This window comes from Brachyspira sp., assembly GCF_050873525.1.
In the GTDB taxonomy this organism is placed as follows: domain Bacteria; phylum Spirochaetota; class Brachyspiria; order Brachyspirales; family Brachyspiraceae; genus Brachyspira.
Map to the genome: position 1 here is coordinate 1 of NZ_JBNMIZ010000317.1, position 2,095 is coordinate 2,095.

The following is a 2,095-nucleotide window of genomic DNA, read 5'->3' on the forward strand; positions in this document are numbered from 1 at the left end:
AAATTATTTAGAACATTAAAAAATATTTAATCGTAAAAAAATATTTTTTAAATCGCTTAAATTATATTTTAAATATTTTAAAAATAAAAAGCCCATGCTATGTTTCAAGCATGGGTTAAATTTTACACAAGGATTATCAATTATTGATTAGAATATTGCGACATATAAACGCGCTCCGCTTCCGCCGTTTGCAGGATTGTCCGTATAGTTGTCGGGATTTGCATGAATAACAAAAGATTTTCCAGCTATATCGGAATATTTAATCTTCGCGCTTACCACAGTTTGATTTACGCTTCCGTCTTCATTAACGGTTAAAGCTTCCAAATCTCCTCTGTGTCCTTCTCCGTTTGGTCCCGCATGAGTTCCCGTATTGTCTGGGTCCCAATGTCCGCCCAATCCTCCGCCTATTACGATATTGCCGTTAGCGTCTTCTGTAGGTTCTGGAGAATTTTTCTCATGCAAATGAAAACCTACTTGTCCAACTTGAGCGTTTAATCCAGAAGCGATAACTTCAATGGATACTCCATCCGCGGTTTCGGTAACCGTTATAGTTCCGATTTTTTCTCCAGTTCCGCTTTCGTTTAATTCTACAATATCTTTAGTAGTAGAATTGCTTTTTTCTTGAGAGCAGCTTATTAAAGTGGCAAAACTCAAGATTAATAAGACTTTTAAAATTTTTGTCATGGCTTACTCCTCCTTTGAAGTAATTTTAAAATAATTTTAATATTCGATTATTATATCATAATAAATAATATTTTACAATTAGGATAAAACTTTTTTCAAAGCGTCTATAACCGTATTCTGTTCTTCTTTAAGAATATCGTTGTCTATAGGAAGGGCGATATTATGCTTCGAAGCGTATTCCGATTTCGGCATATCGCCTTCTTTATAGCCCAATTTTTTGATTAAAACGGGCGCTAAATGAATAGGATGCGGATAATAAAGCGCCGTTGGAATTCCAAGTTCGCTTAATTTTTTTCTCACTTCATCTCTATTTTCTTTAACTTGAATGACATATTGAGCATGAACCGATTCGGTATATTCTGCAACTTCTGGAACTTTAACTATATCTTTTAATTTTTCGTTATAATATTTTGCGGCTTCTCTTCTATGATTCATATCTTCTTCAAAGCCTTTAAATTTTTCTAAAAGTATTCCCGCCTGCAAATTATCTAATCTTCCCGTAGTTCCTAATTTGACATGAACCATTCCGCCTTCGTCTCCATGATGTCGAAGTTGTTTAAGATTTTTATAATATTCTTCATTATTAGTAAATACCATTCCGCCGTCTCCGAAACATCCCAAAGGTTTAGCTGGGAAAAATGAAGTAACGGCAATATCTCCCAATCTGCCCGAACAGGATTTAATATTTTTATAGCTCGCTCCGAAAGACTGGCATGCATCTTCTATGACGAAAATATTATTCTTTTTTGCAATATCAAGTATAATATCGTAGTTTGCGCATTGTCCAAATAAATTAACTGGAATAATCGCAGCCGTATTTTTATTTATTAATGATTCCAATTTGTTTGCATCCATATTAAAGTATTCGTCTATATCGCAAACGACAACTTTCATTCCCAAAAACGATGGAGCTTCCGCAGTCGAAAAAAATGTCATTGCGGGAACTATAACTTCTTTATTTGAATGATTTTCTCCCGCGTTGAAACCCAAAGCCAAAAGCGAAAGAACGAGTCCGACATGCCCCGAAGAAACGCCAACCGCATATTTTGCGCCCGTGTATTTTGAAAGTTCGCTTTCCAATTCTTCCAATTCTTCGCCGAATATAAATTGGCTTCTTTCTATTATAGAAGAGATTTTTTTATCTATCGCTTCTTTTCTTTTTTCGTAGCCTCTGTATAGATTCATATATTTCATAATTTAAATTCCTATTAACATAATATGGAATATTTTATTAATAATTAAGATTCTTGTCAACGATTTAAAATTAATTTGAATAAAATTTAATTAAATTTTTTTATTAATATGCTTGACAAAATTTATTTAATATCGTATAATTTGCAAATGATTATGAATGATTTTTTACGCATTTGGCAAATAGATTGTAACCCCGGAATACAATACAATACAATAC

The 2,095-nt window shown here is 33.1% G+C and carries 2 protein-coding genes; both read right to left on the reverse strand.

The genetic code is table 11. The features are described from left to right. Nucleotides 1-147 precede the first annotated feature (147 nt). On the reverse strand, nucleotides 148-684 hold the full coding sequence (locus tag ACR0QS_RS12970; protein ID WP_432633871.1) for a superoxide dismutase family protein: 537 nt from the start codon (nucleotides 682-684) through the stop codon (nucleotides 148-150). A gap of 78 nt (nucleotides 685-762) precedes the next feature. After that, nucleotides 763-1,878, reverse strand: coding sequence for a DegT/DnrJ/EryC1/StrS family aminotransferase (locus tag ACR0QS_RS12975; protein WP_432633872.1), 1,116 nt, complete (start codon nucleotides 1,876-1,878; stop codon nucleotides 763-765). Nucleotides 1,879-2,095 lie beyond the last annotated feature (217 nt).

Excerpts from the sequence above, each read along its gene's own strand:
- ACR0QS_RS12970 (WP_432633871.1), bottom strand. The coding sequence starts at position 684 with ATGACAAAAATTTTAAAAGTCTTATTAATCTTGAGTTTTGCCACTTTA.
- ACR0QS_RS12975 (WP_432633872.1), bottom strand. The coding sequence starts at position 1,878 with ATGAAATATATGAATCTATACAGAGGCTACGAAAAAAGAAAAGAAGCG.